Origin of the sequence: Streptomyces sp. TLI_053, from assembly GCF_900105395.1 — a bacterium.
Lineage (GTDB): Bacteria > Actinomycetota > Actinomycetes > Streptomycetales > Streptomycetaceae > Kitasatospora.
On sequence record NZ_LT629775.1, the window covers coordinates 29,431 to 53,836 of the forward strand.

The following is a 24,406-nucleotide window of genomic DNA, read 5'->3' on the forward strand; positions in this document are numbered from 1 at the left end:
GCAGACCCCTGCCCTGTCAGTGCAGACCTCTGCCCTATTTGTTCCGGTTCCGGCTTCGTGTGGAAGGGCAGGAGCCTGCACTAGGGTGGCCGCCGCTCCGTCCCGGGCCGCCGACCGGGCGCGCGCCGAGGAGGGCGGGTGGGCGCGGGAAAGGACGGCGCGGTCGATGCAGGGGGGCGGGAGCGGTGCTCCGGCCGTCGGTGTGTGGTCGGTGGTGATCGATCCGCAGCGACGCTCGTGGCTCTGCGGGTCACCGCGGTGCGGGCGCCGCTCGCGGCTTCCGGCGACCCCGGCGGCCGCGCGCGAGACGGTGGTCGCGCATCTGGCCGAACACGCGCTGGGCGAAAGGCTCCCGGCCCATCTGCGCAGTTGCCGCTGCCGTGCGGCCGGCTGTCCCTGGCACCGACGGACCGGCGCCTGCACCGGCCTTGTCGTGCTGTCGCTGTTCCGGCGCAGCAACGGACACATGTGGTATCTCGCCGATGTCTGCGAGGGGTGCACCCGTGCGATCCGGGGGGCCGCCGAGGTCCCGGTCCGCTCCCCCGCCGCCCCGGTCCCCGGGCACCGGGCCGATCACCGGGCCGCGCGCGGACGCCGGGGCGGCGGTGAGGCCACGTCGCCGCGCCAGCAGCGGCTCGCGGCCCGCGCCGCGCTCATGTACACCGCTGCGTCGCTGGAGGCGTCGGTGGGGCCCGAGGCCCGGCTGCTCGCGGTGGTCTGCACGCTGCGGGTGCGGCCGTCGGGCCTGTCGCCGCTGCCGCCCGGCCTACTCAAGGTTCTGCGGATCCCGGGCCCCGCCGCTCTCGCCGAGCTCCAGGCGGCGGGCTGGTTGCGCTACCTCTCCCGGGCGCAGAACGGGGGGCCGGCCGTGTTCCTCCCCGAACTCGTCGGCCGGCCCGGACGGCTGCGGGCGGGCCAGTGGGCGCTGCATGCTCTGGCCGATCGTCGGCTGGCGGGCTCCGGTGCCTGCGCGCGGCTGGCCGCTCTGACGGTGGCCGCGTGGCAGGAGGAGTCCGGGGTGCCGTTCCTCCTCGATCCGGACGGTGGGGCGCGAGTGTGCGGGCTGGAGTGCCCGGAGGCGTTCGAGAGGGCCCTGGCCGGGATCGGCGCGGTGGGGCTGCTCGATCGCTGGCGGACGGTGGGCGCCGGTCTTCTGCTGTGCACGCCTGCGCGGTGACGTCCCGGCGTCTTCTCCTTCTCCCCCGGGTCGGCCCCCGCCCCGGTGGCGTGGGGGCCGACTTTGTCGGCGAGCCACGGTTCCGGCTCGACGTCCGGGGTGCTGTCGCAGGGGTTGCCGCTGGCGGACAGGGCCTCGCTGCGCCGACGAGGGCCCTCTGCCGTGGGCCGGAGCGGGACGGCGCGTGTTCCCGCAGGCTGCGGTGCCGTGGCAGAGCGGCCCCTTGCGATCGGCGTGGGCGGGTCCCGCTCACGTCGACCGACGGAGACGGGGCGGTGCTTGTTCCGATCTGTCCGCGGGTTCGAAGCCTGTCGGCACCGCAGCCGACCCGGAGCTCCCGGCACCGGCAGGTCGGCGTCGGTCCGGGTCACGGAGGTCGAGCCGGAACCCGTTCCTGTGTGCAGGGCCGGGGCCGGCCGGCGCGCGTCGCTTTGAGCCGGTTCGACACCGGTCGGGGCCCTGCGTGTGTTCCCGTGGAGTCGCCCTTCCTCGAACGACTCCACGGGGTTGCGGTTCGGCCGGAGCACGGCTGCTGTGGTGCGGGTCAGATCCAGGTGTAGTTCTCGTCGGTGATCGGCTCGAGCTCGAACCTGTGCACCGGGGCGGTCGGGCTGGCCAGTGCGGCGATCTGCGTGCCGATCGGCGGGAAGAGCGGCAGCGCGTCGACCTTGCGCCAGTCGTGCCATTCGACGGTCCCGACCTCGTGTCCGCCGTCGGGGAGTTCGTCGAACTCCTGGGTGGCGAGGCGGGCGCGGACCTCGGGGGTGACATGGAGCCGGTAGATCAGGTGGAACTTGCGGGGCGAGGGGGTCGGGCCGGGGCGGGTGATCCGGGCGTCCGCCATCCAGATCAGTTCCGGGGCGGTGGAGGCCAGGCCGGGTCCGAGGCCGAGCTCTTCCTCGAGCTCGCGCAGGACGGCCTCGCGGTAGTCCTCGCCGTCCTGCACGTTGCCTCCGATGGTGGTCCAGTGCACGGAGTCGGCCCGGTCCCGTCGCAGCAGCGCGACATCCGTGCCGCAGAAGACCAGGCCGGTGACGCGGACCTTGATCCTGCTGAACGGCTCGGGCGTCGTCGCTTCGGTGGTGCTCATGGGGTTGGTTCTCCTCGGTGGGGACGGTGTCGTGCTGGAGGTTTCCAGCGGCCTCCCGGCTCAACGGCCGGGAGGGGTCGGTGGGTTGAGGTGCTCTAGCGTGCCCCGGGGAAGCCGTGGGCGGCGCGCGCGTCGCTCTGGGCGATGTGCTCGATCTCGACGCCGGTGAGGGTGAAGCGGCGCAGCCGGCGGCCGGTGGTGCGCATGACCGGGGCGAGGTGGCAGGGGTCCAGCTTCTCGATGAGGACGGTGGGCTGCTCGGTGGGCGGGTTCTTGCGGCCGGTGACGGCGAGCGGCAGGCGCGTGCCGGTGAAGGGCAGTGGGGTGATGCGCCAGATCGGGCCGCGGGCGGTGGAGAGGCTGGCCCGGCCGAATCCGCGTTCCTCCCGGAGGGTCATGGGTTCGCCGTCGGTGGCGGCCAGGCCCCGCAGGAGGTGGAGGGCGCGTCCTTGGTTGACGATCTGGCCGGTGTCGATGGTGAAGTCGCGGGAGAAGAACGCGGCGGCGGGGTGGCCGGCGCTCAGCAGGGCGCGGGCGTGGACGCCGACCATAGGGATCACGCGTTCGCGCAGGTGGGCGGCGGCGGCCTTGTCGACGGGGTCGAGTGCTTGGGCCTTGAGGCGTAGGGCGCAGAGCACGGTGTCGATGTCGGCGGCGGTGGCGTCGGGGAACGGGTCGCGGCGGGCGAGGCCGCGGGCTGCTTTGTGGTCGAGGAGGGTGTTGAGGAAGTGGCGGGTGGCGTCGGTGTAGCCGGACTTCCTGCGCTTGCCGGTGGCCGGGTAGATGCTGAGGGCGGTGAAGCGGCCGTCGGGGTGGAAGTCGGGGTCGGCGCTGTAGTAGTCGCCGTCGGCGTTGGTGAGGCGGTGCAGGCCCACGGGGGTGGCTCGGTGCTGCACCGTCAGGAGGCCGGCGAGGGCGTCGTGGACGGTGGCGCCGGTCGGCCGGGCGGCGTCGGCGGTGATGTGGAGGTAGGGTCGGCCGGGGTCGGACAGGACGGGCCGGCCCTGTTCGTCCAGGCGCTCGATGGCGGTGACCGGCAGCGGGTCGGCGTTGGGCCGGGCGGAGATCAGCAGGTGCGGGCCGACCTGCAGGACGTGGTGGCCGTCGATGTGGGTGTCGGTGAGGTCGGCGATGCCCACGAGCGGTGCGAAGCGCAGCTCGACGGCGGCTGTGGCGGCACCGTGGCCGAGGCGCTCCAGCAGTGGCCGGTAGATCCGCAGGGTGTGGGCGAGGTCGGCGGTGTACTGGTCGCGGGAGGTGCCGGGGGCCTTGCCGACGTAGCCGGCGGCGTACGGGGTGAGGGAGAAGCGGATGCCGTCGAAGACGTCGCCGAGGTCGGTGGCGATACGGCGGTGCATCTGCGTCAGCGCCGTGTTCTTGGCGGAGAACCCGACGGAGGACATGCGGATCTTCACGCGGAGGACGTCGCGGGCGAGTTCGGCGTAGGTGTCGAGGTACGGGTAGGAGCCGATGTCGTTGTCCAGGTAGGGGAAGAGGACGCCGGGGCGGTGGATGCGGCCCCGGGCGATCCGGATCCCGCGGGCGGCGGCCTCGTCGGCGAGCGCGGTCATCAGCTGGGCCAGGCCGCGCGGGGTGAAGCGCCACAGGTCGCTGCCGGCGGCCTGGCTGCACATCGCGCACGTGTTGACGCAGCCGACCTCGGCGGCGAGGTACTGCAGGCGGGTGAGCGCGTCGTCGGGCACGGCGGCGAGCTGGTCGCGCAGGCCGGGGACCGTTGCGGTGGTCATGGGGCGGTTCCTTCCTTGCGGTCGGCGGGGACGAGGTACTGGTCGAAGGCGGCCAGGAGTGCGCGGCCGGCCTCGGAGAGGGTGTGCGGGCCGGCGAACGGCGCGTCGACGACGGTGGCGATCCCCTCGGCGGTGCCGAGTTCGGCGCCCGGCTCGCAGACGGTGCCGGGGGCGGGGAGGTTGGCGAGCAGGACCTCGCCGGGCCCGGCGTCGGCCGGGTGGGCGCCGGAGCGCACCCACCGCAGGCGGCCCCCACCGACGCGGTAGACGCCCGGGACGCCGAGGTGGGGGCCGAGGTGGACCGGCACCTGGCCACGGTGGCGGAGCTTGAGGTAGTAGGGCCCCGGTGCGCAGCCGGCCGCGAGGTCGACGGTGGCCGCGTTGAAGTCGTCGGGGTCCGGCAGCCAGGTGACCGGGTGGTCGAGCATCGTGGTCAGGTGGGCGATCAGGAACGGCGGCAGGGCGCGCAGTTGCTGGTTGACCGCGGAGACCTCGGTGGTGCCCTGGTTGCGGCAGTTGATCTCGTTGAGGAACACCTCGCCGTCGCAGGTCAGCAGCGCGTCGAGGCCGAACAGGCCCTTCATTCGGTGCTTGTCCCAGGCCCAGGTCGCGATCCGCACGGCCGCGTCCACCAGGCGGGCGGCGGCGTCCTTCGGCCAGGGCAGGCACCAGGTGTTGCCGGCGCTCTTGCCTGCGGCGATGCCGGCCTGCGGCACCCCGACGGCCTTGTGGGAGGGGCGGTCGACGTAGACGCGCAGGCGCCCGGCGTGGTCCGGGACGGACAGCACCGTGGTGTTCGCCGACCAGCCCGCAACGAACGCCGTCACCCGGTAGGGGCCGGCAATCTCCGCCGCCCGCGCGAGGTCGGCCTCGTCGTCGACGAACACGGTCCCGCGGCCGCCGCAGTCCGCGCCGCGCTGCACCACCACCCGCTCGGAGCGCACGAGGCGGCGCAGCTCGCTCAGGGCGGGCAGGGTGGCGTCGATGCGGGCGCCGGTCAGGTGCAGGGCGGCCGGGACGCCTGCCTGGTCGAGGATGTCGCCGAAGTTCGCCTTGTCCTCGACCTCGGCGCGCAGGGCGGTGTCGACGGCGGCCAGCGTGCCGCGCGGCCCGGCCCACCGCCGCAGCCGGTCGGTGGCGTACCAGGCGGCGATGACCGGCCGCCCGTGGCGGCGCAGGACTTCCTGGGCGCTGCGGTCGAGGTCTCTCGTCCAGGTCCGGCGCTGGGCGGTGCCGCGGCGGGCGGTTCGGCCCTCCAGCGTGAGCGCTTGGATGGGCGAGGCACTCCCCCAGGTCTCGTAGCAGCCGATGGCCAGCGCCGGTCGGGCGGCGGCGATCGGCGCCGGCCCGGTGTAGGAGGTGCGGCCGCTGCTGGCGAACCGCTCCACCGCCACAAGTGGCCTGCCGTCGAGGGCGGTGCGCAGGTCGTGCTCGGCCGCCTGCCACAGTGCGGTGTCGTGCGCGGGAACGGGGAAGGTCATGCGGTCCGCCCGTAGGCGGGGCCGGTGGCCTGCAGGGCGGGCATGCCGGTGGCGGCGAGGACCTGGTCGGCGATCTCCTCGGGCGTGTGCTCGGCCGTGTCGAAGACCAGCAGGGTGCGGTGGCGGCGGGAGACGAGGTGCAGGAGGCTCGCGTTGAAGCGGGCCGCGAACCGTTCGTCCTCGACGCTGCGGCGGTCTGCGGCGTCCACGTCCGCCCGCATCTGCATCCGCTCGCGCCGCACCTGGGGGCCGGCGTGCAGGTACACGGCGACGTCGAAGGTGGCGAACACCCGGCGGGCCCACAGCGACAGCACGGCGGCGAGGTAGGGGCCGCCCGCCAGGCCGAAGGCGATCGTGCGGTCCGCGTAGCCGTCCTGAATGATCACTGCGCCGGCCGGCAGGGGCGGATCGAGGCGGGCGAGGAGTCCGTCGAGGGCGTACCCGCCGACGAGGAACGCCGCGGTGATGGCGCTGCTCTCGGCCTGCCGGACCAGCGGCAGCCGCTTGAGCAGCGGCTCGACGGGGTGGTGCTCGGCGAGCATCCCGCGGTGGCGCACCGCGGGGACCTCTCGGGCTTCGAGGGTCTTGATCAGAGCGGCGACCAGGGTGGTCTTGCCCGACATGTCCAGTCCGTCGACGAGGATGCGCATGCTGTGCCTCCTGAACCACGAAAGGGGGGTGGGGTTCGGGCCGCCCGGCACGGGCCGGGGCCCGTGCCCGCGGACGGTTCGAGGGAGGGAACTGTGTCCTCTCCGACCACGAGCGGCTGACTCTCAGTCAACGACCGTGCACGCTGGAGCAGAAGCTGCCAGGGTGTAGGCCAGTCGTCGGCCGTTTGTCGGCCGGTGTCGGCCAGGGGAGGGATGGTCGTGTCGGCGGACACCGCACCGATCGGGGCACTGATCAGAGCCGCCAGGAAGCACAACGGCTGGTCGCAGCCCCGGCTCGGCCGCGAACTCGGCGCCGCCGAGGGCAAGGGAGCCGCCGGGCCCGGGCGTGACCAGGTGTCGCGGTGGGAACTCGGTGGACGTGTCCCCACATACTGGCTGCCGTACCTGATCGAGGTCCTGGAACTGCGGCCACCGCCGGCGGACGACAGTTCGCCGACCGGTCCGAAAGATCCGGCCCCGGGCGATACCGTGGATTGCGTCATCGAGCTGAGCCGGAGGGACGTGGTGGATCGCCGGGGATTCGTGGCCGCCTCCAGCGCCTACGCGCTCGCGGCCCTGGGGCTGCCCGACCCGGAGAGCCTGCTGCGTCGCGTCCGCCTGAAGTCCGGCGGGAAGGTCCGTGTCGGCCAGGGCGAGGTCGCGGCGGTCCGGCAGATGACCAGGTCCTTGGGCGACGCAGCGGCGGAACTCGGCGGCGGACATGCCCGCCACCTCGCCGTCCGCTACCTCCACGAGGACGTCTCCGTCTGGCTGGACGGCACCTGGACCGAGGCCGTCGGCCGCGACCTGTTCGCCGCCGCCTCCCAACTCGTGCACCTGGCGGGCTGGATGGCCCAGGACGAGGGCAACCAGGACGCCGCCCAGCAGTACTACGCGCACTCCTTCCGCCTGGCCTCCGAGGCCGGTGACGCCGAACTGGCCGCAACCGCCCTGCGCGGCCTGGCCGTCCAGGCCATCGACCTCGGCTTCCGCGCGACCGCCGTCCGCGTCGCCGAGGACTGCGTGAACCACGCCAAGAACCTCGACGACCCCCGCGCCGTCGCCTACTACCAGGCCACCCTGGCCAACGCCGCCGCGCTCGACGGCGACCGGCCCACCGCCACCCGCTCCCTCGCCACCTCCCAGACCTCCATCGAACGCGCCACCGGCACACCGGGCGACTCCTGGGCCTCGCACTACAGCATCGGCCGCTGGGCCCACGAAGCCGGCATGATCCTCGCCCGCCTCGGCGATCACGCCAGCGCCCAGGACCACCTCCACCACGCGCTCGACATCCACGGCCTCGACCGCCGCCGCACCCGCGCCATCGTCCTCGCCGACCTCGGAACCGTCCGCCTCCGCCAGGACGACGTCGACGGCGCCCTCACCGTCTGGAACGACTTCCTCGACTGCGCGGACGGCATCCGCTCCGTCAAAGTCCAGGACGCCGTCCACGACATGCGCGCCCGCCTCTACCGGCTCCGCGACATCCCCGGCGTCGAAGAACTCGACGAACGAGCATCCGCCCTCGAGTAGGAGCGCGCAGATCGGGTCCTGCGAGGCGAGCGACGAGGGAGTCGTGCGGAACCTCCACGCGCCAGGAGGGGCGGCGTCGGGACGGTGGAGCGCCCGACGTGGCTCACTCGTTTCGAGGTTGACGAGGATCTGCGGAAGCAGGCTGTCGTCCGCGGAGAGCGTTCGGCAGGGGACCTGTCGGCGGCGGCGTGCAGAATGCGGCCATGAGTTACGACCTGGCTGTTTGGGAAGGCGAGCGTCCCGCCGGCGACGCCGCGGCGCGTGCGGTGTTCGCGGATCTCCACAGTGAGTTCATGGGCAGTCGGAGCGTCGAGCCGACCGCGCGCATCGGGCAGTACGTCGCGGCGCTGGTGGCACGGTGGCCCGACCTGGGCGCGGACGACGAGGACGAGGACGCGAGTCCCTGGTCGGACGGGCCGCTGATCGCCAACGCGAGCGGCCCCCTGTTCTACTTCGGAATGGTGTTCAGCAAGTACCAGGAGGCCGCCGCGTACGCCGTCGATGTCGCACGGTCCGCAGGCCTGGTCTGCTTCGATCCGCAGGACGGACGCCTGCTGACCTGAGCCCCACCCCTGGCGCCGGGTCCCGCCACGTCCGTCCGGGCCCGGTTGCGACGGAAGGGGTGTTCGATTCAGAAGGGAGGCTGCCAGTCTCCCCAGCTCGGCGCGTGGCCAGGTGCAGGCCAGTTCTCCGAGTGACCCGGGTAGGTCCACTGACGGCCGACCCATTCGCATTCCGGGATCGCGCCTTCCCAATCGTCGGTGCACCGTTCGGCCCAGGCCCGGCCCACCATGACAGGACGGGTGCCCGGGCCACCGGGAGTCTCCTGGACCCGCAGGACCAGGCCGAGTGCGTTGGCCCCAGGGTTTCCCCGCGGGCCGTAGGACACATCGATCACCCCGCACCTGTGAGCGTGCAGGAGGAACCTCTCCAGATCGCCCGGGACACAGGAGGTCAGCTCCCGCCCCCAGAGGGATACCTGGGGTCCGTGGACCGCGTCGACCGCGACACAGAACAGTCGGTGGTCTGTGAAGTAGGCATAGACGGCAGGCTTCTCCGGCTCCGTGCCGAACTCCACTCCGAGGGTCTCGGGAAACGACGGGTCGGCCTGGAATCGACGCAGCTCGGCCATACCCGGCAGCTCTGCGGCGACCTCCGGGACGAGCGCGCCGAAACTCAGCGGCCCGACACCTTCCAATGGCGTCAGTTCCCAGTCCGCCCGCGCCGGCCCTTTCGCAGTGGGGCGGGACTCGGACGCCACTACTGGTCCTCTCCCCCACCCGCCATCGGGACGCTCCGGTCCCGCTGCCTTGATCACCGTTGCATTGAACCAGGCCAAAGGATCCTGCACGGCAGTCCGGGCAGAGCTGATCTCGAGGAGCGCCGTCACCCGGCGCACACAACTCATCCGGCCCCCGGCCCCCTGCCCCCGAACCCAACTGGCATCGAACCGGAACAACCCGGTGCGGACCCGGCACGTGGAGGTCCTGCACACAGCGGCGGGTCAACGCCAGGTGATGCTCACCGACAGGTGGTTGGGGATCACGCCTGTTACCAGCCACAGGATGATGCCGACGGTCACGGGAATGAGGATCAGGCCACGCGCGGTGGTCGGGTCGAACCAGCGCCTCACCACAGCCAGCAGTGTCGGCGCAGGAACCCGGGGCCTGTCGGTGTCGATCGTCATGCCGATTCCCGCTGCCGACCGGACCTCAGGACGACCGCGTTCACCAGCAGGCCGCGAAGCTCGGACAGCAGAAACCGCGCCCGGTGCCAGCGCCCCGGCGTCTCCGACAGCATCTGCCGGCGCTCCTCCACCCACTCCGGGCGGTCCTTCGACGGAATGGTGAATGCCATCACCCGGCACAGCCGACCACCCAGGCGCTCACGCCCCACCACAGCGGCGCCGGTCTCGGCCGATGCGGCAAGGGCAACGTCCCCGACGGTCCTGCCGTAGCCATCCGGTGTTGCCGCAGCAGCCTTCATGACGGTGTCGGCCGCCAGGTGCTCGGACCTCGACGAATAGACGAAGAGGAACTCGGACTCGTCCGCGTCTCCGTGCCAGCGGTCCTCGGCCGACTCGGTCGCCCACACCAGGAAGCTGCGGCCGTCGGACTGCGACACCGGATCGCGGTCGGCGGAAAAAACCCGGCCCAACTCAGTGACGCGCCAGTCGGCCCCACGGCTGGCTGGCAGTACGTCGAACTGCTGCTTGAACAGGAGAAGGCGCCGCATGCGGCCTTCGGGAGGGGTGCCGTTCACGCGGCGCCCCCGTGCGAAACCGTGGCGCGGCGACGGGGAGTGTAGGGGGCCGCCTTTCCGGAAGCCATTGCCTCGGCCAGAGCGAGGCGGGCGCTCGCCGCGCCGGAAGCGGATAGCCGGTAGTAGCGGCGCCGGGTACGGCCCGCCGCCTCCGCGGCCTCGTCGCCCTCCCAGTACCGCTCCACCCAGCCCGACTGGATCAGGCGCTCCAGCAGGGGGAACAGCGTCCCGGTCGCCAAGCCCGTCACCTGCGACAGCTCCAGCCCGTACACGCCGTCCTCCAGTGCACCCGGAATCGCCGACCCGTCCGGCGTCTTCCCCAGCAGCGCGCGCAGCACCGTCTGGGTGTGCGCGGTCATCTTCGGAGTCTTCACACCAAACAATCTACAGCTGTCGGCAAGGGGCGCGCAATAACTTTCTACAACTACCGAAACACCGCCGACGGACCGTCACCTCGCCTTTCCCGGAATCGCCCTGTGACCGCGGCATGCCCACGCCGTCGATCGGGCCCAGGCCGTTCCGGCCCCTACGCGACCGCAGCCATGAGCGTCTCGCTCTTGCCCGAGCCGCCCAGGAAACCGAAAGCCGGCCCGCCGGCTTCGACGTCCGCTCACCGGGTCAGAGCCTGCGGACACGAAGACCACCGGCTCTCCGAACAGGGCGGCCTGCTCTGCGAGCGATGGTGTTTTGACGCCGCGCTCGGCATCATCTGCCCGTGATCCGCGTCCGGCCCGCATGCTGCGACAGTCTCCGCGGATACACCCGTACCTGCGGTGCAGAACCGCCGGCTGGGGCCCCTGTACAGGCTCAGAAGTCCCGCATGGTGCTGTCGAGGCGACTCATGATCCAGCGGATGAGTTTCTTGTCGAGCGCGATACCCGCATTCCGGGCCATCTCGTCGCGTGCGTGGTAGGTGACGTTGGCCCAGCTGCGGAAGTTGCCGTGGCAGACATAGTCGTCGGTGTACATGATCAGGTCGTTGTCCGCTTGCTCCCACAGGGGGTGGAAGGCGGGGATGTGGGTGAGCACGTCGGCCGGTGTGAGGGGGCGGAACTGCTCCCAGTCGTGGATGCGCGAGGCCAGGGCGCGGCGGTCCCTGAGTTTCTTGTGGGTGCTGTCGGCGCCGACGAATACGAGGGGCCGCTGGGTCCGGTCCCAGAGGGTGCGCAGGTATTCGAAGGCTGTGGCGCTGAGGTGTTGGGCTTCGTCGCACAGCAGGACGTTCGGGGTGTCGGCCAGGGTGTGGACGAGGCGTTCGTAGGGGACCTCGGGGGGCAGTTCGAGGGCCTGGGCGAGGGCGGTGTGGATGTCGCCGTTCTTCATGCCCAGGTGGACCTGCAGGCGGATGGTGGTGTCGGGGGCGAGTTCGCGCAGGGTGGCGTGGACGGCGAAGGTCTTGCCGAGGCCGACGTCGCCGTGGATGCCCATCATGGCGCGGGCTGCGATGACCTTCTCCAGTTGCATCGCGACCCTGCGGGCCGCGTCGGTGGCGACGGCCCGGGCTTCGGGCAGGCGCAGGTAGTGGTCGTCCTGCGGGCGGGGCAGCAGGCCGGGGCGCGCGGTGGGCCGGTGATCGTTCACGTGTCCTCGTTGCTCTCGGGGTCGGTGGCCGGGTGTGCGGTCGGCTTGTTGCCGAGCGGGGTGGTCCAGTGGGCGGACGGTTGGGGCAGTGGGATGTAGTCGGGCAGGGCTTCGCCGGCCGTGTCGTGGGCGTTGAGTTCGCGCAGTTCGCGGGTGGCTTCCTGGTGGGTGATGGTGAGCAGGTGCCTGGGCGGGGCGGGCTGGGTGAGTGCGGCGAAGCGTTCGTTCCTGCTCTTCTCTGCGTCGCGGAGGCGGGATCGCAGGCGGTCGGCTTCGCGTGAGCGGGCGTTGAGGAGCGCGCGGACTTCCTTGGGGGTGGCCTGGTCGGCGGGTCGGGCCTGGCCGAGGTGTCGACCGGTGGCGGCGTCGTAGAGTTCGATCTCGTCCTCGTGGTGGGGCATGTAGCGCAGGTGGACCTTGCGGCCGACCTGGGTGGTGGGGGTGTGCATCCAGGGGGCGGTGTAGTCGCGGTTGCGCCATCGCACGCCGGCCGGGTGGATGGTCAGTGCGTTGCCGTGGCGGGCGAGGGTGAAGGTGTGCACGTCGGTGGGGCTGACGTCCCAGACCGGGGAGAGGTCTTCGTTCCATGCCTGGGCGGGGGTGCGCCCGCCCATGGTGGGGATGGTGTGCTCGGTGTTCCAGCGGGTGACCCATTCGCGCAGCATGAGGACGAAGGACTCCAGGGTGAGCAGGTGTTCCGGTTCCTTGTTCTTGCGTCGTGGGGCGGCGGGGTCGTGGGTGTAGCCGGGCAGGCCCTTGAAGAGCATGTCCTTGACGGCGCCGTTGACGGCTTCGACGTGGGGTTTGAGGTCGGGGCGCCGGGGCGGCAGTCTGACCAGTTCGACACCGAAGGCCGCGAGGGCCTGGCCGACCGCGTTGGAAAGGAAGTCCTTTCCGCCGTCCACGCGGACGCGGCCGGGCAGGCCGCCGAAGGGGCCGTGGCCCGGGGTGCGCAGCAGGGCGTCGCGCAGGGCGAGGAGGATGCTTTCGCTGCTTCCGTACTGGGGGCTGACGGCGAGTCCGCAGATGGCGTTGGTGGCGGCGTCGACGAACCAGGTGATCCAGGGCTTGCGGACGATGCGGTTGTCGATGACGACGCGGACGCTGGCTTCGACGTGGTCGGTCTCCCAGTACTGGTTGCGGTGGCCGCGGGGGCGGGTGCCGTGGAGGTCGTGGCGGCGGCGGGCTTGTTCGCCGCCGGCCAGGCCTGCGCGTTGGCCTTTGGGGATGTCGTGTTCGACGGCGCGGTAGAAGGTGGCCCGGGAGGGCAGGGGTGGTGTGTCTTGGGGGGTTTCGTCGCGGAGTTCCTGGTAGGCGGCGGCGACGTTGCCGCGGTGGCGGGCGATGGCGGTGTGCATGTCGGGGGTGAGGGTGAAGCGGTCGCGGGTGGTGGGGGTGTAGTGGCCGTGGTGGGTGCGGGCGTTGGCGATCCAGCGGTGGACGGTGCGGGGGGTGACGCCGAAGGTGGCGGCGGTGAGGCTGATGTGGGTGGCGGTGAGTTGGCCTTCGGCGTGCAGGTGCAGGAGGCGGCGTACGCCGGCTGCGCGCAGTTCGGTGGTGCTCGGCTCGGGCGGGAGTGGTGGGTTCATGGCGGTTTCCGGTGGGGGGTCGGGTGGTCAGGCAGGGGCGAGGGTGAGCAGGCCGGCGCCGTGGGCCTTGCCGCGTCCGATGCCGTGGGTGAGGGCGGTGTGCAGGAGGGCGGGGTCGGTGATCAGGGCGGTGCCGTCGAAGCGGGTGAGGCTGTGGTGGGGGCCGGGGGTGGTGTAGTCGCGGCGGAAGCGCAGGCGGGTGGCGGTGGTGGTGCGGATGTCGAGGCCTGCGTGGGTGGCTTTGCGGCGCCACCAGGCGAGGGCGTCGTCGCCGTGCAGGGCGGTGAGGGTGCCGCGTTTGGCAGTGCCGTTGCGGACCTGTTCGGTCATGCGGTGTGCGACGGGGTTGGCGGTGATGCGGTAGTGGACGGGCAGGCCGGGGGTGAGGGCGTTGAGCATGGGGGTGAGGTCTTTGGTGGTGCAGGTGCCGTAGCCGTTGGGCAGGGCGCTCAGGTCGGGGTGTACGGCGGTCTGGACGAGCAGGGTCGGGGTGTTGTCCTCGTCGAGGCGGAAGAGCAGGCCGGCGTCCTTGCGGGGGGTGGGTCCGGTGCGTTCGGGGATGAGGCGCATGAGGGTCTTGTGGAGGCTGTCGGCGGCCCTCAGGTCGGCGCGGGCGGCGTTGTGGTGCGGGTTGAGGCGGATGAGGGTCAGGGTGTGGGCGGCCATGCGGGGTCCTTGTGGAGGTAGGCGGTGAGAGTGTCGATGGGGCGTTTTCCGGCGTACAGGTGGGCGGGGAGGTGTTCGGTGGTGCGCCACAGGGGGCGGGCGAGGTAGGTGCGGTGTTCGGTGCGCCAGTCGGTGGGTTCGGCGGCGAGTTCGTTGTCGGGAGAGGTGTGGGGGTGGTCGGTGGGGGGTGTTTCCGACCAGAGGATGACGGGTGCGGTGGGGCCGGTGGGGGGTGTGGGCCAGCTGACGGGGGCGCGGGTGAGGAGTTCGGTGATCGGGTCGGGCAGGGGCGGGCCGAGGACGAGGGGTTCGTCGGGGATGCAGGCGCGGCGGCCGAGGAAGGGCGCGTGGGCGGGGTTGTCGAGGGCGTCGGCGATGTCGTCGATGAGCGGGTCGGGGCCGGTGACGGCGACGGTGAAGACGGCGCCGGCCAGGTAGTGGCGGCGGGAGACGAGTGTGGCTGCCTGGGCTGTGCGCTTGCTGCCGTTGGCCAGGTACAGGCGTTTGTCGGGCGGGTGGCCGCCGCCGACGGTGTGGTAGTCCTCGTGGGGAGTGCCGGGGTTGTCGACGCGGACGGTGAAGGTCAGGTCGTGGTGGCTGGGCCGGCCGGGCAGCTGCTCGTAGGGGGTGAGGGCGTTGTCGCGGGTGCGGCCCTGGGCGGCGGTGATCAGGCCGATGAGGCCGGAGCGGGTGGGGTGAAGGGCGGTGTCGCGGTGGTGCGGGAAGGCCGCGTGCTGGCCCCAGGCCTGCCACACGCCGGCCAGGCGCAGCAGCAGGCCGCTCATGCGGTGTCCCGGGTGTGGGGGTAGGCGGTGGCGGTGACGGCGGCGGTGAGGTGCTCGAAGGAGGGGTGGTGGGTGCCCAGTTCGGTGATGGGGGTGTCGAGGGTGCCGGCGTGGCCGTGGGCGTGGCGGTGGCGGGTGCCGATGAGGCGGTCGACGGCGGTGGCGTAGGAGGCGAGTGCGTCGCGGGCGGGTTGGGTGTAGCCGCCGCGGGGGTGGGCGGTGACGGGTTGTTCGAAGGCGGCGCTGTAGGAGACGGGTCGGCGTTCGCGGATCGTGTAGTGGACGAGGTCGGGCAGGCTGTGGTGGGCGGTGGCGGTCTTCTTGGCCTGGGGCAGGGTCATGAGGTAGGCGTCGGTGAATGCGGTGAGCACGCGGCGGGCGCGGTCGATGTCGGCGTTCAGGTTGTCGAGCAGGCCGGTGAGGTTGACGGTCGCGTAGCGGTAGAACAGGCCGGTGGTGAGGAAGGCGGTCTGCAGGTGGGCGCTGCCGCTTTCGCCGGGCCGGGGCCAGTCCTCGACACTGGTGAAGTAGTCCGGCTGGAGGTCGGCCTTGTGGACGGTGAAGGCGGGGGCCATCTGCAGGGCTGCTTCGACATGGGCGTCGGGCAGTTCGGCGTGCATGCGGCCCAGCAGGGCGATGCTGTCGGTGCGGCGGGTGAGGATTCCGGCGATCTTCTTGGTGGGCAGCAGGGCTTTCAGGGCGGGTTTCTTGGTGGCCGCGGTGTAGTCGGTGTGGCCGTCCTCAAGGGCGGTGCGGTGGTCGGTGCACAGGTCGGCGAGGGCGTCGGTGATGTCGGCGGGCACGTAGGCCAGTGCGAGGGTGCGGCCGTTGTTGGCGGGGTCGGTCTTGAGGCCGCCGGTGGTGGCGCTGCGGGCGACCTGGGCGCCGGCGAAGGCGGCGAGGTCGGCGGGCCAGCCCCGGGCGAGCAGGTGTTCGGCGAGGACGGCGGGCAGTTGGCGGGTGCGGGCGGCGGGTTCCTTGAGTTCTTCCTCGATGTCGAGGCGGATGACGCGTTTCCATGCTTGGCTGGAGACCATGGCGCGGGTGGTGTTGCCGACGTCGATGGTCTTCGGTTCCTGGGCGTCGTTGCGGTTGAGGTTGGCGGCGGGGACGGCCTGCAGGACGTGCAGGTCGAGGAAGCGGTGGCGCATCAGGTCGGGTCCTTCACGGTGTCGAGGCGCAGGTAGAAGTTGTCGAGCCAGCGGGTGCCGACCTGCCCGGCGGTGTGGGCGCGCACGGCCAGGTCGTCCAGCAGGACGGCCCAGTCGGGGCGCAGCCCTGCGGCGGCGAGGCGTTCGGCGAGGGCGGGCAGACGGCGGTGGGTCTGGTCCTCGCCCAGACGCACGAGGACCTTGAGGTCGTCCTCGGTGCGGCCGGGGTTGAAGCCGTGGTCGCGGGCTGCGGTGGCCAGGGTCGTCCCGAGGTCGGGGCGCCGGCGCCACGCGGGGGTCCGGTAGGGGTCCTCCCCCGTGTCCGCGGCGGGGGTGGTGTTCTCGTCGAAGGGGTCGGTAGCCGCGGGGACGGTGGGGGTGGTCAGGGCGATGAGGGCGGCGACGGTGTAGTGGGCGCGGCGTGCCCCGTGGCCGCGGGTGAGGCGGCTGAGGTGGGGTGTCAGGTCGAGGCAGTCCTCGACGGGCCTGCCCCGGCCTCTCTTCAGGACGGCGCGGATGCCGGGCCGGGTGCACAGGGCAGCGATGTCGGTGACGAAGTCCTGGCAGTGGCGGCGGTGCTCGGGTGCGGTGGCCATCAGCTCCCCTTGGGCAGGCGGGCGCCGGCGAGGCGCAGCGTGGTCGTGGCGGTGGTGCGGGCTCGGGCGGCTGCTCTGTGCTGGATCACGGCGCTGTCGGTGGCCTGGCGCAGGGCGGTGATCGCGTCGTGGGCGAAGGCGGGGCCCACCGGGTGGTCGGTGTCGTGCAGCAGGCGCCAGAACGTCTTCTCCGCGAGTGGCCAGTACGCGGCGCCGGCGCGCTCGGCCCAGCGGCTCCTGCGTGCGGGTCGGCTGCTCCTGTTGGCGCCGGGCGGGGTGGTGGTGTCCTTCCATGCCTGGTTGGCGGCCCTGGTCAGAGCGTGCGCGATGTCTTCGGCGGTGCGGCAGCAGTCGGCGATGCGCTGGGCGCGCCCGGGGTCGTTCTCCTGGGCCCAGGCGAGCAGTGGTGGGGTCAGCGCGGTGTACCAGCCGTAGTCGACGCACTGGTGGTCCTGGTGGAAGCCGTGGACCCGTACGCGCAAGGTGTCGCGGACGGTGGCGGGGAGGTCGTTGAGGGTGTCGAAGACCTGTGGCCTGCGGGTGCGGGCGCTCTCGTCGGGGGCCAGCAGCAGTGCTTCCAGTTCCCGCCACCAGGCCCGTCCGGTGTCCGCCCGGCGCGCTGTGCAGCGTTTTTCGGGGTCCTTGGCGGTGGGGTTCAGCTGCAGGACGACGTAGGGGTCGAGGGCCGTGGGTTTGGGGTGGCGAGTGGCCCAGGCCAGGTGCGCGTCGGTGACGGTGGTGCCGTCGGGGCCGGGGACGAGCAGGAGCGCGTGGCGGGAGCGGCCGGTGAGCAGCCGGCCCGGCCAGGTGACCGGGGCCGGCGGGGCCATCGGGTCCGGCAGGTCCTCTTCCTCCCACGGGCTCAGGTCGACGGCGGGGTGGTAGTCGCCGTGGAACGCCGGTATGCCCGCCAGGAGGGTTTCGTACAGGGTGCGGCCCAGCGGGTGGAAGGAGACGGTGCCGCGCAGCGGTGCGCTGGTGAGTTTGTTGTTGCGGTAGGTGCCGACCGTGCGGGGTTTAGCGGCGCCGGAGCGTCCGTAGAAGTGGTGGAGCAGTAGGTGCTGGACGGCCTCGGCCGTGGGGAGGGGGTGGGGTGCGGCGTCGGTGTGGGGGCCGAACCAGGCGAAGTTGTTTCCCGTGGCGCGGCCGAGGACGAGGGTGTTGATGCCGGCCGGGTCGCTCTGGTGGGCCAGTCGCGGGTCCTGCAGCCAGGGGCGCTCGGGGTGGAAGGCGTCGAGGCGGTGCTCGTGCCGGTCGAAGTAGGCGTGGACCTCCTTCGGATCGAAGCGGTCGGTGTTCTCGAGCAGGTCACGGCGCAGCCGGTTCCACCGCGACGCGCTCAGGTCGGTGTCGTCCAGGGCGCAGATACGGGCCGCGATGGCGCTCGCCACGCGCAGGACCGCGGAGGCAACGGGCGGGATCGCGAACGCCAGGTCGTCGAACTCGTGCGCGCGCAGGAGGAGTTCACGCAGTCCGACGTGCTCGTAGGCGGTGCGGGTGCGCACCGGGATCCAGGGCCGGTCGGCGACACTGAAGGACGGCGGATCGGGGGCGGCGGTGCTGGACACGGGACGGCTCCACAGGTCGGCGCGGGGGCGCGGCAGGAGAGGTGGACAGGGGTGGAGTGTGCGGGCGGCGCACCGCCGGGGACGCATGCGCGGCACGCGCCGGGAGGGGGGCGGCGGGCATCCCCACACCGAGACGCATACCCGGCCGCCGTCACCGCTCGGCACGGGGCGTGCGACGCAAGTGCGGTATCCGAAGCAGGCGGAACACATCCATCGCTACTGCTGATATTTCGTCAGATCTGTTCTGCAGCAAGGGAACAGTGAGGATTTCCGGTCGTGCTCCGGCTCGACTGTGCCCGCTGCGCCAGCCAACCACGGCCCTCCCGGCAATGCACAACCGGTGAGAATTATGTGACTTACAGTCGTCATATGGGGTAAGGTGTCCCGTTCACGGCGCCCAGGCACCCGCCCCATGCCGGTCACACCGTCGTGCACGCCGCGCGGGCGCGGCCCGGACACGGGTCCGGGTCCCACTCCTCCTTCCCCCGGCGCTGCGGCGCACCGCGGGCCGGCGCTCCCGTCGGGTTCGAGGCCACGTCGAACAAGGACCGGCCCCGGTCAGTCCCGTTCGCGGACCAGGCCGAGTTCGGGGTCGATCCGCATCCGACTGTCCCCGAACCGGTGGAAGCCCTCGCCGGGCAGCAGCACGATGTCGGCGAGCAGCGGATGGTCGCGCCAGGCGGGCGGGGCGGCGTTGGACACGGGCACGTGCGGGATCCAGGCGCGTGGGGCCGGCAGGGTGCGCTGCAGGATCGCGCGTACCTGCGCGGCAGTGGGCCGGCCGGTCACGGGCAGTGGGTGCTCCCCGGCCGCGTCCAGCGTCAGGCTCCGGCTTCCCGGTCGGTGGTGGCACGGGAGAAGTCGCCTGGGCAGGACTCCGGGGCGGGTGACGGCCTGGGCGGCGGTCAGGTGCTGGCGGTGCAGGTCGGCCAGGGAGGAGACCCTCGCGGGCGGCGGCACGAGCTGGCGGGCACTCAGGTGCTCCTGGGCACCGACGGCCGCCATGTACCCGGCCAGCCGCTGCTCGAGGTCCCAGGTGGCGCGGTGGAAGGTGGAGGGGGCGCCGTGGACGGCCTCGAGGAGTTCTTGGACGCGGCCGGGGATCTCGATGTCCTCCTGTCCGAGGTCCTGCAGCAGGGCCGCGGTCTCGTGCAGGAGGAAGGCCGGCTCGAGCGGGCGCCAGTGTGGCGGGATCGACGTCTTGCCGTCCGCGTTCGTCGGTACGAGGACGGTCAGGCGGGCGACGAGGCCGCGCAGCCACGCGGCCCGCCGGTCCCCCGTGCCGCGCCAGGCGAGCTCGAAGCGGCGCAGCCGCCCCGCCAGTTGCAGGAGCCGGGCCAGCGCGGCGAGGTCGGCGACCATCTCGTCCAGGTCCAGGTTCAGGCCCAGCTCCAGCACGCTGGTTGCCACCACGATCATCCGCCGCGGGCGCGGGCCGGCGGGTCCCAGTGCGGCCCGCACCCGGGCGGTGACCTCCTGGCGACGGTCGGCGGGCAGGCGGGCGTGCAGCAGCACCACGTCCCCGGCCGCGTGCGGCCAGGCGTCCTTCAGATGCAGGTAGGTCGCCTGGGCGTCGGCCGTGCTCGCCCTGACCACCGCGGCGCAGCCGCCGTGCTCGGCGAAGGGCGCCAGCAGCGAGGCGGCCGCGTCCAGGTGCGTCGGCGCGGCGGGCCCGTCCGAGGTGCGGGCCCGGCCCCAGAGCGGCACCCGGCACTCCTCGAAGCGGACGGTGCGGGTGTGCTCGCGGATGTGGCGCCGCCTGGGTTCCTCGTCCATCCGATGCGGGACCCCGGTGGCGCTGTCGGCGAACAGCCAGCCCGGGTAGGCTGGCGTGTACACGAATTGCTCGAGCGCGCGCCGCGACAGGCCGGTGCCCGCGAGGTAGGCGCGTACCAGCGCGTCGCACCGGCTGGCGGGCAGGGTGGCCGACAACAGGACCACCGGACTGCCCAGGCCCCCCAACCAGGCGAGCAGACGGCGCAGCTGCAGCTCGCTGAACGGCTCAAGGGCATGGGCCTCGTCGACGACGACGGTGCGCCCCGACAGGGCCAGCAGGCGCAGCGCGTTGTGGCGCACGGGCTGGACGGCCATGAGTGCCTGGTCGACGGTGGCGACCGTGAACTGGGCCAGCAGTCCCTGCTCCCACCCCGCCGACCGTCTCTCCGCCGCACCGGCCGGCGCCTGCCCCTGCCGCCCGTGGCCGGCCTCGGCGCCGATACCTCCGGGGTGGTCGTCGCGGGCCCCGTCAGTGTCCGCGTCGTCCGTCACCACCCCCTCGACGGCGGCGATCCGGCGATCGGTGAACGCGGCACTGTGCCAGCCGTGGCTGTGCACCAGGCCGACCTCCGTACCCTCGAGGCGGTGCGCCCGCACCCACTTCCGGACCGTGTCGAAGGCGGCGTCCGCCAGTGCCGTCGTCGGGGTCAGCCAGCACACCCCACTGGTGCCGCAGGCCTCGTTCAGGACCCGCGTCGCCTCCAGGGCGGTGACGCTCTTGCCCGTCCCCGTCGCGTCGGTCACCACCAGGATCCCCGCCCGCCCGGAGCCGGCAAGCAGCGGCAACCGCGCCATCACCGACGCCTGCAGCGCGTTCGGTTCCTCCAGCCCGTGCGCCACCTCGAACGGCAGCCCGGGCACCGCCACCCGCCCAAGGCCCGAGTCGGCCACCACCTCCCTCGCCGTCCCCCTGGACCAGGCGAAATGCTCCCGCGCGCCGTAGGCGGGAGCATGCGCCCGCCCCAGCCACACCGCTCGACGGCTCGCCAGCCGGTCCGCGACCGTCCCCAGCCCGCAGATCACCACCGCCGCCTCCACCGACACCCGCCCCGGCACCTGCCCCGCCCCGGTCAGATGCCGCAGCTGCGCCACGTAGCGCCGGCGCAGCTCCTGCCACAACGACCCCCCGAGAGCCGCCCTCACCCGAGCTCCCGCGGCCGCGCCCGACAGGTCCACCTGCAGGAACCGGCCATGGTGACCACCGGCGATCTGCGCCACCCGCACCCCCGGCGCGTCGTTGCCCGACACGTCGTAGCCCAGCTCCTCCAAGAGGCCGGCCAGCAGGTGCATCGACGCCCGGTCGTGCGGGACGTGCACCAACCGGCCCGCGTCCTCCCGCAGCTCCTCCCCCAATCGCATCCACCCCGCCGGGACCGAGTGCTGCCACCACGGCGTCAGCTTCCCGATGTCGTGCAACGAGGCGAAGAACGCCGTCAACGACCGTGCCGCCGCCCCGTCCACACCCAGCCCGTCGGCGATCAACTCCCTCTGTCTCCTGGTGAGGAAGCGGTCCCACAGCTCCAACGTGATCGCCGCGGTGTCCAGCAGATGGAAGAGCAGCCCGTAGAACACCCCGTCGGCGCTGTCCGACTTCCCCCACGGCTGCAACGACAGCCCACCGAAACGGCCCTCCGCCACCACATCGGACGCCCCCGACCCGACCGGCACCCGCTCACCCACACGCCCATGACCCACCCCCGCAGCCAACCACCACCGCACCCCCGCCCCGGAGCGACAGGCCAGGCCATCCCCAACTTCCGCGAACCGACGCAGCACACCGAACGTCCTGGCTACAATGACGACCGGGCGACCCCCCTCAGGTCTCGGCGTAAGCCACGCTGACACGGCGATCCCAGCCGGAACGAACCTCGTCGAACCGTCCTCGCGCATGCGAGGCTGACACGCGCTCCTACCGCCGCCTGCTCTTCTACCTCGCCTCGTCCCCGCGCGCACGCAGGGCTGACACCGGCACCGACGGGGACCCGCTCCTTGTCCCCGCGCGTGCAGGGCTGGCCCCTGGGGCGTGTCAGCGACCTCGTGTAAGTCACTTGTGATCATTAGATGCTGAGCCGGTCCTCGAAGAACAGCGAGAACTGGTTCAGCGCCTCCTTCCAGTGTGCGGCGACGCGGTTGACGTCGCGTGCCCGGGGAGCGATCAGCTCCCGGACGGCGAGGTAGAGCACCTTCAACGCTGCCTGTTCGGAGGGGAAATGGCCGCGGTTGCGGGTAGCCTTCCGCAGCCGGGAGTTGATCGACTCGACCATGTTCGTGGAGTAGACGACCTTCCTTATCGCGGGCGGGAAGGCCAGGTAGGGCGTGAACTCGGGCCAGGCCCGCTGCCAGGTCTGGACGATCGCCGGATAGCGGGTGCCGAGATCGGAGGCGGCGAACTCCTCCAGCGCCTGTTCGGCGGCCTGCTCGGTCGCGGCCGTGTAGATAGCCTTCAGTGCCGGCACCAGCTTGGGGTGGTCCCGCTTGGACGCCAGCCTGAGAGACGCCCGGATCAGGTGGATCACACACGTCTGGACCGTGGCGCGGGGCAAGGTCGCGGTCACCGCGTCGGGCAGGCCCTTGAGCCCGTCGCAGGCGACGATACAGACGTCCTCGACGCCGCGGTTGCGCAGTTCCGACAGCACCGCCATCCATGTGGTCGCGCCCTCGCCCTCGGAGCCGACCCACAGCCCCAGGACATCCTTTCGGCCGTCCATGTCGACCCCGACCGCGAGGTAGACCGGCTTCGAACTCACCGCGCCGGAGCGGATCTTCACCCACAGCGCGTCGATGTAGATGATCGGCCAGACCGGGTCCAGCGGCCTGTTCTGCCAGGCGGTGAGTTCGTCGGTGACGGCGTCGGTGACCTTGCTGATCAGGTCCGGGCTGACCTCGACACCGTAGATGGCGGCCAAGTGGGAGCGGATGTCCCGCACGCTCATGCCGCGGGCGTACAGCGACAGGATCCGCTCGTTGAACCCCGCAAGCCGCCGCGCGTTCTTCGGCACCAGCAGCGGCTCGAACTCTCCGTTGCGGTCCCTGGGCACCGCCACCGTCACCGCTCCGACATCGGTCAGCACCGTCTTCGGCGAGGTGCCGTTACGGCTGTTGCCCGAGCCCCGGCCGGCCACATCGTGCTTCTCGTAGCCCAGGTGCTCGGTCATCTCGGCCTCCAGCGCCCGTTCCAGCACGGCCCGGGTGATCTGGGTCAGCAGCCCACCCTCGCCCAGCAGGGCCGCCCCGGAGGCATCGGCGCGGTCCATCAACCGCTCGACGACCTCGTCCACCAAGTCGTCCCCGACCTGCTCGACGGCCGGGTTCTCGCTGTCAGTAGTCATGTCCGTCCGTTCCGGCCGGCCAAGACCCGAGGCCGAGCCTCGGCCAGCCTGTCACATCACGGACTTACACGATCTTTCGGACACGCTCGGCCCCTGCCTTGCAAACCTCAGTAGGTAGCGGGTGGGGGCTGTTGGAGGTCGTCGGGGTATCGGAAGGCACCGGTCGGGGCGGCGACGTCGTCGGTCTGGTAGCGCATGACCAGGTAGTGCCAGTCGTGATTGCCGCGGACCATCATGGCGATGTTGTCGACGAGCGCCATCGCGGCGGTCCGGTCTCCTGGGTCGACGGCCATGGTGGCCAGGTCCCTCTCCAGGTCGAGGCGCGCAGCGTGGAACTGCTCCACCCGGTGCGCCAGAATCCGCACGACTTCGTCCACGGCTTCCTGCGGGCTGCATCCCAGGTCCCGGCGCAGGATCGCGAGGCTGTTGAAGGCGCGTTCCTGATACGCCTCGCGGGGGGTGGAGAACACGTCGTTGAGCATGCCCATGTGCAGGGACGCGGCGCGCCGTAGTCGCAGCATGGAGGGCATGCGGCGGACAGGGTCGGGGAGGTAGGTGCCGAGCGCGGGCTCCATGTAGTCGTAGCACCAGTCCATGCCGAAGCTGATCTCGCGCCAGTCCTCCCACTGGGCGATGCCGAGGAGCTCGCGAGTGCCGGGGGTGTACTCGTAACGGGATTGGTCGTTGTAGGAGCGCAGCAGTTCGCAGTAGTGGCGGGAGAACACGTCCAGCCAGGGCGCAGGATGGGCATTCTGGGTGTGCCGCCAGGTGCGGGCCATCGACTGGGACAGACGGCTGGTGCCGGGCCGGCCGCGGTTTTCCAGGATCGCGACAAGTTCCTCCACCGCGTGTCCGACCGCCCGTGGGTCGCCCTTGACGGCGCCCTCTTCGAGTTGGTCGTCGAAGCGGAAGAAGAACAGCATCCACTTCATGCCCTCCAGCAGTACCTCTCGGTCGGCGGTGGGCCAGGTGAACGAGCACGCGAGATCGATACTTGAACGCCGTGCCCGCTCGCGCGCCCGCTCGTTCGGCGCCAGTTCCTCCTCCTCGATCCATTTCCACATCTCGCCCGCAACCCGGCCCGTGAATGGGTTGATCGCCAGATCGAACGGACAGGGGAAACTGTTCGGAATCGTGTACACGCTCCACCCTCCGGCGTTGGACGCATTGCCTCGATCGGTTCCAGTTTGCCCCGGTGACAGTTGCAAGGCACCGCACACGGGGTGGGCGCACAGCAGCACAGCCACCGCGCCAGGAACTGTTCAAGGTTCGGATCATGTGGCTGGAGTCTGGGACTTCAGCCACATGATCGATCCGCGTAGGTGCAGGCCGGCCGCGTAGCGCTCCGGGCCCGCGGCGACGGACACGCTCGTCGGGGACTGGCTTCGAGAGCATCAGGTCGCCGCATCGGTCGAGAGCGT

General features: G+C 71.9%; 21 protein-coding genes. 3 read left to right on the forward strand and 18 right to left on the reverse strand.

The window, feature by feature from the left end; genetic code table 11:
- Positions 1 to 466: 466 nt before the first annotated feature.
- On the forward strand, positions 467 to 1,177 hold the full coding sequence (locus tag BLU95_RS00155) for a hypothetical protein (protein ID WP_093858069.1): 711 nt from the start codon (positions 467 to 469) through the stop codon (positions 1,175 to 1,177).
- 544 nt (positions 1,178 to 1,721) lie between these two features.
- Here the strand turns inward: BLU95_RS00155 and BLU95_RS00160 are convergent.
- From BLU95_RS00160 to BLU95_RS00175, 4 genes are all read right to left on the reverse strand, one after another.
- Entirely contained in the window at positions 1,722 to 2,267 is a 546-nt protein-coding gene (locus BLU95_RS00160; RefSeq protein ID WP_093858070.1) for an NUDIX domain-containing protein, read from the reverse strand.
- A gap of 95 nt (positions 2,268 to 2,362) precedes the next feature.
- Positions 2,363 to 4,015: a hypothetical protein gene (locus tag BLU95_RS00165; protein ID WP_093858071.1), complete on the reverse strand. Its 1,653-nt coding sequence runs from the start codon at positions 4,013 to 4,015 to the stop codon at positions 2,363 to 2,365.
- A complete protein-coding gene (locus BLU95_RS00170) occupies positions 4,012 to 5,496 on the reverse strand; it encodes a hypothetical protein (RefSeq protein WP_093858072.1) in 1,485 nt (494 codons plus the stop codon). Before BLU95_RS00170 ends, BLU95_RS00165 begins: the two co-directional genes overlap by 4 nt.
- Positions 5,493 to 6,146, reverse strand: coding sequence for a nucleoside/nucleotide kinase family protein (locus BLU95_RS00175; RefSeq protein WP_093858073.1), 654 nt, complete (start codon positions 6,144 to 6,146; stop codon positions 5,493 to 5,495). The genes BLU95_RS00170 and BLU95_RS00175 overlap by 4 nt, the downstream gene beginning before the upstream one ends.
- A gap of 213 nt (positions 6,147 to 6,359) precedes the next feature.
- On the opposite strand from BLU95_RS00175, the gene BLU95_RS00180 reads away from it, so the two are divergent.
- Together BLU95_RS00180 and BLU95_RS00185 are read left to right on the forward strand one after the other, a co-directional pair.
- A complete protein-coding gene (locus BLU95_RS00180) occupies positions 6,360 to 7,682 on the forward strand; it encodes an NsdA family TPR-like regulatory protein (protein WP_502689782.1) in 1,323 nt (440 codons plus the stop codon).
- A gap of 203 nt (positions 7,683 to 7,885) precedes the next feature.
- Positions 7,886 to 8,245, forward strand: a complete 360-nt coding sequence (locus BLU95_RS00185; RefSeq protein ID WP_093864541.1) for a hypothetical protein — start codon at positions 7,886 to 7,888, stop codon at positions 8,243 to 8,245.
- 68 nt (positions 8,246 to 8,313) lie between these two features.
- Here the strand turns inward: BLU95_RS00185 and BLU95_RS00190 are convergent, their stop codons facing one another.
- The 14 genes from BLU95_RS00190 to BLU95_RS00255 form a co-directional block, all read right to left on the reverse strand.
- Positions 8,314 to 8,943 (reverse strand): hypothetical protein, encoded by a 630-nt coding sequence (locus tag BLU95_RS00190; protein WP_093858074.1) that lies wholly within the window; start codon positions 8,941 to 8,943, stop codon positions 8,314 to 8,316.
- A 243-nt stretch (positions 8,944 to 9,186) separates the two neighbouring features.
- Positions 9,187 to 9,369, reverse strand: a complete 183-nt coding sequence (locus tag BLU95_RS00195) for a hypothetical protein (RefSeq protein WP_093858075.1) — start codon at positions 9,367 to 9,369, stop codon at positions 9,187 to 9,189.
- Positions 9,366 to 9,944, reverse strand: a complete 579-nt coding sequence (locus BLU95_RS00200) for a hypothetical protein (protein ID WP_159424648.1) — start codon at positions 9,942 to 9,944, stop codon at positions 9,366 to 9,368. The genes BLU95_RS00195 and BLU95_RS00200 overlap by 4 nt, the downstream gene beginning before the upstream one ends.
- A complete protein-coding gene (locus tag BLU95_RS00205; protein ID WP_093858077.1) occupies positions 9,941 to 10,303 on the reverse strand; it encodes a PadR family transcriptional regulator in 363 nt (120 codons plus the stop codon). Before BLU95_RS00205 ends, BLU95_RS00200 begins: the two co-directional genes overlap by 4 nt.
- A gap of 448 nt (positions 10,304 to 10,751) precedes the next feature.
- A complete protein-coding gene (locus BLU95_RS00210; protein ID WP_093858078.1) occupies positions 10,752 to 11,525 on the reverse strand; it encodes an AAA family ATPase in 774 nt (257 codons plus the stop codon).
- Positions 11,522 to 13,114, reverse strand: a complete 1,593-nt coding sequence (locus tag BLU95_RS00215; protein WP_093858079.1) for a TnsB C-terminal domain-containing protein — start codon at positions 13,112 to 13,114, stop codon at positions 11,522 to 11,524. Before BLU95_RS00215 ends, BLU95_RS00210 begins: the two co-directional genes overlap by 4 nt.
- Positions 13,115 to 13,141: 27 nt before the next feature.
- Positions 13,142 to 13,780 (reverse strand): type I-E CRISPR-associated protein Cas6/Cse3/CasE, encoded by a 639-nt coding sequence (cas6e, locus tag BLU95_RS00220; protein WP_093858080.1) that lies wholly within the window; start codon positions 13,778 to 13,780, stop codon positions 13,142 to 13,144.
- Positions 13,762 to 14,565: a type I-E CRISPR-associated protein Cas5/CasD gene (gene cas5e / locus BLU95_RS00225; RefSeq protein WP_093858081.1), complete on the reverse strand. Its 804-nt coding sequence runs from the start codon at positions 14,563 to 14,565 to the stop codon at positions 13,762 to 13,764. The genes cas6e and cas5e overlap by 19 nt, the downstream gene beginning before the upstream one ends.
- Complete coding sequence (gene cas7e, locus BLU95_RS00230) at positions 14,562 to 15,716, reverse strand: type I-E CRISPR-associated protein Cas7/Cse4/CasC (protein WP_093858082.1); 1,155 nt, start codon at positions 15,714 to 15,716, stop codon at positions 14,562 to 14,564. The genes cas5e and cas7e overlap by 4 nt, the downstream gene beginning before the upstream one ends.
- Positions 15,716 to 16,312: a type I-E CRISPR-associated protein Cse2/CasB gene (locus tag BLU95_RS00235; RefSeq protein ID WP_093858083.1), complete on the reverse strand. Its 597-nt coding sequence runs from the start codon at positions 16,310 to 16,312 to the stop codon at positions 15,716 to 15,718. Before BLU95_RS00235 ends, cas7e begins: the two co-directional genes overlap by 1 nt.
- Positions 16,312 to 17,880 carry a type I-E CRISPR-associated protein Cse1/CasA gene (casA, locus tag BLU95_RS00240; protein ID WP_231978164.1) on the reverse strand — a complete coding sequence of 523 codons (1,569 nt, stop codon included), beginning with the start codon at positions 17,878 to 17,880 and terminating at the stop codon, positions 16,312 to 16,314. Before casA ends, BLU95_RS00235 begins: the two co-directional genes overlap by 1 nt.
- A gap of 558 nt (positions 17,881 to 18,438) precedes the next feature.
- Positions 18,439 to 21,336: a CRISPR-associated endonuclease Cas3'' gene (locus BLU95_RS00245; protein WP_231978165.1), complete on the reverse strand. Its 2,898-nt coding sequence runs from the start codon at positions 21,334 to 21,336 to the stop codon at positions 18,439 to 18,441.
- Positions 21,337 to 21,713: 377 nt separating this feature from the next.
- Positions 21,714 to 22,985 (reverse strand): IS256 family transposase, encoded by a 1,272-nt coding sequence (locus tag BLU95_RS00250; protein WP_093858086.1) that lies wholly within the window; start codon positions 22,983 to 22,985, stop codon positions 21,714 to 21,716.
- Between the two features lie 107 nt (positions 22,986 to 23,092).
- Positions 23,093 to 24,049 (reverse strand): terpene synthase family protein, encoded by a 957-nt coding sequence (locus BLU95_RS00255; protein WP_159424649.1) that lies wholly within the window; start codon positions 24,047 to 24,049, stop codon positions 23,093 to 23,095.
- Between the last annotated feature and the right edge of the window lie 357 nt (positions 24,050 to 24,406).